This is a genomic window from Streptomyces sp. SID14478, assembly GCF_010548525.1.
In the GTDB taxonomy this organism is placed as follows: Bacteria; Actinomycetota; Actinomycetes; order Streptomycetales; family Streptomycetaceae; genus Streptomyces.
On sequence record NZ_JAAGMG010000842.1, the window covers coordinates 1 to 5,811 of the forward strand.

General features: G+C 72.9%; 5 protein-coding genes. 4 read left to right on the forward strand and 1 reads right to left on the reverse strand.

The genetic code is table 11. From position 1 onward, the window contains the following. From G3I40_RS27470 to G3I40_RS27480, 3 genes are all read left to right on the forward strand, one after another. Positions 1-685: PucR family transcriptional regulator (locus tag G3I40_RS27470; protein WP_164304968.1), on the forward strand; the 685-nt coding region annotated here is incomplete at its 5' end. A gap of 124 nt (positions 686-809) precedes the next feature. Further along, positions 810-2,255 (forward strand): aldehyde dehydrogenase family protein, encoded by a 1,446-nt coding sequence (locus G3I40_RS27475; protein ID WP_164304970.1) that lies wholly within the window; start codon positions 810-812, stop codon positions 2,253-2,255. Between the two features lie 374 nt (positions 2,256-2,629). Then, positions 2,630-4,570 carry an acyl-CoA dehydrogenase family protein gene (locus G3I40_RS27480; RefSeq protein WP_164304972.1) on the forward strand — a complete coding sequence of 647 codons (1,941 nt, stop codon included), beginning with the start codon at positions 2,630-2,632 and terminating at the stop codon, positions 4,568-4,570. A gap of 3 nt (positions 4,571-4,573) precedes the next feature. Here the strand turns inward: G3I40_RS27480 and G3I40_RS27485 are convergent, their stop codons facing one another. After that, positions 4,574-5,491 (reverse strand): LysR family transcriptional regulator, encoded by a 918-nt coding sequence (locus tag G3I40_RS27485; RefSeq protein WP_164304974.1) that lies wholly within the window; start codon positions 5,489-5,491, stop codon positions 4,574-4,576. Positions 5,492-5,655: 164 nt separating this feature from the next. On the opposite strand from G3I40_RS27485, the gene G3I40_RS27490 reads away from it, so the two are divergent. Further along, positions 5,656-5,811: NAD-dependent epimerase/dehydratase family protein (locus G3I40_RS27490; RefSeq protein WP_164304976.1), on the forward strand; the 156-nt coding region annotated here is incomplete at its 3' end.

Here is a 5,811-nt window from a genome sequence, read left to right on the forward strand (position 1 = left end):
GGAGGCGGTGGCCGGGGCGGGCGGCGACCCGCTGTCGGCCCTCGCCGACATCGCCGAGTCCGCCGCCGCGCGCGCCGGTGAGGCGGTCCTCGTCGTACCGGACGGGGAGCGGCTGGTGCTGCTCGCCGTGGACGGCGGAGCGGCCGCGGAGGCGTGCCTGCAGTACGCCGAGGTGCTGGAGGCGATGCGGGCGGACGGCTCCGCGGGTTCCGGCTCCGGGTCGGGTTCCGCTTCCCGGTCCGGCAGGGGTGCGGGTTCGGGGGAGGAACTGCTCGTCGGGTTCTCTGCGCCCGCCGGGCCGATCGCCGCCGCGACCGCGTTCAAGCAGGCCGAACAGGCGCTGTCGGTCGCACGGCGGCGCGGGCGGATCCTGGTCGAGCACGAGGACGTCGTGGCCGGGTCGGTGCTGCCGCTGCTCGGGGACGACGCGGTGCGGGCGTTCGCGGACGGACTGCTGCGGGCCCTGCGCGACCACGACGCGACGGGCCGCGGCGACCTGGTCGCCTCGCTGCGGGCGTGGCTGTCCCGGCACGGCCAGTGGGACGCGGCCGCCGCGGACCTCGGGGTGCACCGGCATACGTTGCGGTACCGGATGCGCCGGGTCGAGGAGATCCTGGGGCGATCGCTGGACGATCCGGACGTGCGCATGGAGTTGTGGCTGGCGCTCAAGGCGACCGGGGGTTAGTCGCCAAACCGTCGAAGACCCCACCCCCGAACACTCCACGACGTCCAAACCGTCCGCACCCCGGCGGAGCCTAACGTGGGGCCGAGAAGCGCAGCTCACCACACGGAAAGGCCGGTAGAGACACATGACCGCCACCCACGCCTTCTGGCTCGCCGGCCGCCAGGCCACCGGGGACGACACCTTCGACGTCCACAACTCCTACGACGGACGCCTCGTCGGCACCGTCGCCGTGCCGACCGAGGTCCAGGTCGAGGAGGCCGTCGCCGCCGCGCACGCCGTGGTCGACGAGTTCGCCGCGACCCCGGCGCACGTCCGCGCCAAGGCCCTGAACCACGTCGCCGACCGCCTCACCGAGCGCACCGAGGAGATCGCCCGGCTGATCTCCGCCGAGAACGGCAAGCCGATCAAGTGGGCCCGCGGCGAGGTCGGCCGCGCCGTCAGCGTCTTCCGGTTCGCCGCCGAGGAGGCACGCCGCTGGAACAGCGGTGACGCCCAGCGCCTCGACACCGACCAGGGCGGCACCGGCCGCCTCGCGCTGACCCGCCGCATCCCCAAGGGCGTCGTCCTCGGGATCGCCCCGTTCAACTTCCCGCTGAACCTGAGCGCCCACAAGGTCGCCCCGGCGATCGCCGTCGGCGCCCCCATCATCCTCAAGCCGGCCCCGGCGACGCCGCTCTCCTCCCTCGTCCTCGGCGAACTGCTCGCCGAGACCGACCTCCCGGCCGGCTCGTGGTCGGTGCTCACCGTCCCGAACGACCGGATGCCCGCCCTCGTCCAGGACGAGCGCCTCCCGGTCATCTCCTTCACGGGTTCCGGACCGGTCGGCTACGCGATCATGGACAGCGTCCCGCGCAAGCACTGCACGCTGGAGCTCGGCGGCAACGGCGCGGCCGTCGTCCTCGGCGACTACGCCTCCGACGCCGACCTGGACTGGGCGGCGGGCCGCATCGCCACCTTCTCCAACTACCAGGGCGGCCAGTCCTGCATCTCGGTGCAGCGCGTCATCGCCGACGCCGCCGTCTACGACCGGCTGCTCCCGAAGATCGTCGCCGCGGTCGAGGCGCAGGTCACCGGCGACCCGGCCGACGACGCGACCGACGTGGGCCCGCTGGTGAGCGAGGACGCGGCCCGGCGCGTGGAGGCATGGGTGACCGAGGCCGTCGACGCCGGGGCCTCGCTGCTCGCGGGCGGCAAGCGGGACGGCGCGACGTACGCCCCGACCGTCCTCGCCGACGTACCGGCCGGCGTCTCGCTCGCCTGCGAGGAGGTCTTCGGACCGGTGCTCACGGTCCAGAAGGTCGACGGCGAGGCCGAGGCGTTCGCCGCCGTGAACGACTCCAAGTACGGCCTGCAGGCAGGGGTGTTCACGCACGACCTGCAGACCGCGTTCCGGGCCCACCGCGCCCTGGAGGTCGGCGGTGTCGTCGTCGGCGACGTGCCGTCCTACCGCGCCGACCAGATGCCGTACGGCGGCGCCAAGCAGTCCGGCGTCGGCCGCGAGGGCGTGCGCTACGCGATGGACGACTACACGTACGAGCGCGTCCTCGTACTGACCGGCCTCGCCCTGTAGGGAGCCCCCGAACCCGACGGCCGGAGCCCACTCTGTGCGGGGGCTCCGGCCGTCGGCACGTGCCCGCCCGCGCACCCTCGAAGGTGCGGGCGGGCACGGACGCAGGTCCCGGCCCGTGGCACCGCGTGCGGCCTCGCGCCCGAACGCCGGCGTCCGGGCGCCAACTCGGCCCCGTGCGAAGGAAGTTGTGCCCCCTCCGTGTGGCCCGGCCCGCAGGGCCCCTCCGCTCACCGTCGCCCGGCAGGGGTGGTGCGATCTGAGCCCGTGGATGCGCGAGGACTGGTCGACATGCCCGTTATCAGGTACATACGATCGGGTAGCACCAGTCGGTAACGGGCCGGCCCGGTGCACCGACGCGCGGCGAGGTGAACCTCATGTCCGCAACACCACAGCCCGGGGCCAAGGTCTCCGAACGGGAGGCCCGGCAGGTCGCCGAGGCCGCCCGTGAACAGGACTGGCGCAAGCCCAGCTTCGCCAAGGAGCTGTTCCTCGGCCGGTTCCGGCTCGACCTCATCCACCCCCATCCGCTGCCCCCCGACGAGGACGCGCGGCGCGGCGAGGAGTTCCTGGCCAGGCTCCGCGACTTCTGCGAGACGAAGATCGACTCGGCCCGGATCGAGCGCGAGGCGCAGATCCCCGACGAGACGATCCACGGGCTCAAGGAGCTCGGCGCGCTCGGCATGAAGATCGACACGAAGTACGGCGGCCTCGGCCTCACCCAGGTCTACTACAACAAGTCCCTCGCCCTGATCGGCTCGGCGAGCCCCGCCCTCGGCGCGCTGCTCTCGGCCCATCAGTCGATCGGCGTACCGCAGCCGCTGAAGATGTTCGGCACCCAGGAGCAGAAGGACGCGTTCCTGCCGCGGTGCGCGCGCACCGACATCAGCGCGTTCCTGCTGACCGAGCCGGACGTCGGCTCCGACCCCGCGCGCCTGGCCACCACCGCGGTCCCCGACGGCGACGAGTACGTCCTGGACGGCGTGAAGCTGTGGACGACGAACGGGGTCGTCGCGGACCTCCTCGTCGTCATGGCGCGGGTCCCGAAGTCGCAGGACCACAAGGGCGGCATCACCGCGTTCGTGGTGGAGGCCGCGGCCGACGGCATCACCGTCGAGAACCGCAACGCCTTCATGGGTCTGCGCGGCATCGAGAACGGCGTCACCCGCTTCCACCAGGTCAGGGTCCCGGCGGCGAACCGCATCGGGCCGGAGGGCGCGGGCCTCAAGATCGCGCTGACGACCTTGAACACCGGCCGCCTCTCGCTCCCCGCGATGTGCGTCGGCGCGGGCAAGTGGTCCCTGAAGATCGCCCGCGAGTGGTCGGCGGCGCGCGAGCAGTGGGGCAAGCCGGTCGCCTTCCACGAGGCGGTCGGCGCGAAGATCAGCTTCATCGCGGCGACGACGTTCGCCCTGGAGGCCGTCGTCGACCTCTCGTCGCAGATGGCGGACGAGGACCGCAACGACATCCGCATCGAGGCCGCCCTCGCCAAGCTGTACGGCTCCGAGATGGGCTGTCTGATCGCCGACGAACTCGTCCAGATCCGCGGCGGCCGCGGCTTCGAGACCGCCGCCTCCCTCGCGGCCCGCGGCGAACGCGCCGTCCCCGCCGAGCAGGTCCTGCGCGACCTGCGCATCAACCGCATCTTCGAGGGCTCGACCGAGATCATGCACCTGCTGATCGCGCGGGAGGCGGTGGACGCCCACCTCTCGGTCGCGGGGGACCTGATCGACCCCGACAAGTCCCTGTCCGACAAGGCGAAAGCGGGCGCGAAGGCCGGCGGCTTCTATGCGCGCTGGCTGCCGAAACTGGTCGCGGGACCCGGCCAACTCCCGCGCTCGTACGCCGAGTTCCACCCGCAGGGCCATCCAGACCTGTCCGGTCACCTGCGCTACGTCGAGCGCGCGTCCCGCAAACTCGCCCGCTCCACCTTCTACGCCATGTCCCGCTGGCAGGGCCGCATGGAGACCAAGCAGGGCTTCCTGGGGCGCATCGTCGACATCGGCGCGGAACTGTTCGCGATGAGCGCGACGTGCGTGCGCGCCGAACTCCTGCGCACCACCGAGGACTACGGCCGCGAGGCCTACCAGCTCGCCGACACCTTCTGCCGGCAGGCCCGCATCCGCGCCGACGAACTCTTCGACCGGCTGTGGACCAACACCGATGACCTCGACCAACTGGTCGTCAAGGGCGTCCTCGGCGGTACGTACACCTGGCTGGAGCAGGGCGTCGTCGACCCGAGCGGCGAAGGCCCCTGGATCGCCGACGCGACCCCCGGGGCGTCCGCGCGGGAGAACGTGCACCGGCCCATCCGCTGACCCTCAGCGCCCGGACCCGGTCAGCCGGGTCCGGGCGATCCTGCGGAAGTCCGTCACGAGGCGGCCCCGGTCGCCCGCGCGGGTCGCGAGCACGACGTGGCTCGGCTCGACGCCCTCCAGCGGGATCTCGGTGATGTCGGGCCGGATCCCGCGGGCCCGCAGCCCGCCCACCGCGATCGCCAACGCCCGGCCGTCGGCGACGAGTTCGAGCTTGTCCTCCATGTCCTCGATCACCGGGCCGTCGGGCGCCCTGCTGCCGTCGGGGCGCGGATCGATCCGCCAGAACGCGTCCCAGACCGGGTCGCCCGCCATCCGCGGCAGCGGCTCGCCCGCGATGTCGTCGACGCTCACGGACTCCTTCCCGGCCAGCCGGTGGTCGGCGGGCACGAGCAGGATGCGCGGCTCGTCGTACAGCACCGAGACGTCCAGCTCGTCGGTGGGGAAGGGGAGCCGGGTCACCGCGGCGTCCACCCGGTGCTCCAGCAGCGCGGCCCGCGGTTCCTTCCACGTCAGGTGCACCGCCTGCACATCGGCGTCCGGATGGCGGCGGCGCAGCTCGCGCACGACCGGGGTCACGATGATCCCCGAGATGTACCCGACGGTGAAGCGACGGGGCTCGGCCGCCGCCCGGGTCTGCGCCGCGGCCTGCGCGGCCGCCCGCAGCAGCGCCTTCGCCCGCGGCAGGAACACTTCCCCGGCCTCCGTGAGCCCGCTGCCCTGCGGCGTACGGTCCAACAGCCGTGCGCCCAGCTGCTGTTCGAGCCGCCGGATCTGCCGGCTCAGCGACGGCTGGGTGGTGTGCAGCGCCTGCGCGGCCCGGCCGAAGTGCCGGTGCTCGGCGACGACGGTGAAGTAGCGCACGAGACGCAGGTCGAGGTCGGTCGGGGCGACGGGCTCGGCCGGGACGACGGGTTCGGACATACGGCAAGGGTATGCCCGGCCGCAGGGGACACGCTCCGCGTCACCGGCCCTGGCCTGCGGTGATGCCGATTCCGTATTGCGCAATGAGGAACAGGCCTTGGACGCGGGCCGCCCCCGCTCCGGACGATGGGACTCCCCTCGGACATTCGGACAAGGAGTGCATCATGCGCGTATTCGTCACCGGAGGCACCGGATTCGTCGGCTCGGCCGTGATCCGTGAACTCCTGGAGAGCGGACATCAGGTCACCGGCCTGGCCCGCACCGCCGCCGCGGCCGCCGCGCTGACGGCCGCGGGCGCCGCCCCGTACCGCGGCGACATC

What these genes read in the sequence shown, in the direction of transcription:
- G3I40_RS27475 (WP_164304970.1), top strand. Translation starts at nt 810, where the DNA reads ATGACCGCCACCCACGCCTTCTGGCTCGCCGGCCGCCAGGCCACCGGG.
- G3I40_RS27480 (WP_164304972.1), top strand. Translation starts at nt 2,630, where the DNA reads ATGTCCGCAACACCACAGCCCGGGGCCAAGGTCTCCGAACGGGAGGCC.
- G3I40_RS27485 (WP_164304974.1), bottom strand. Translation starts at nt 5,491, where the DNA reads ATGTCCGAACCCGTCGTCCCGGCCGAGCCCGTCGCCCCGACCGACCTC.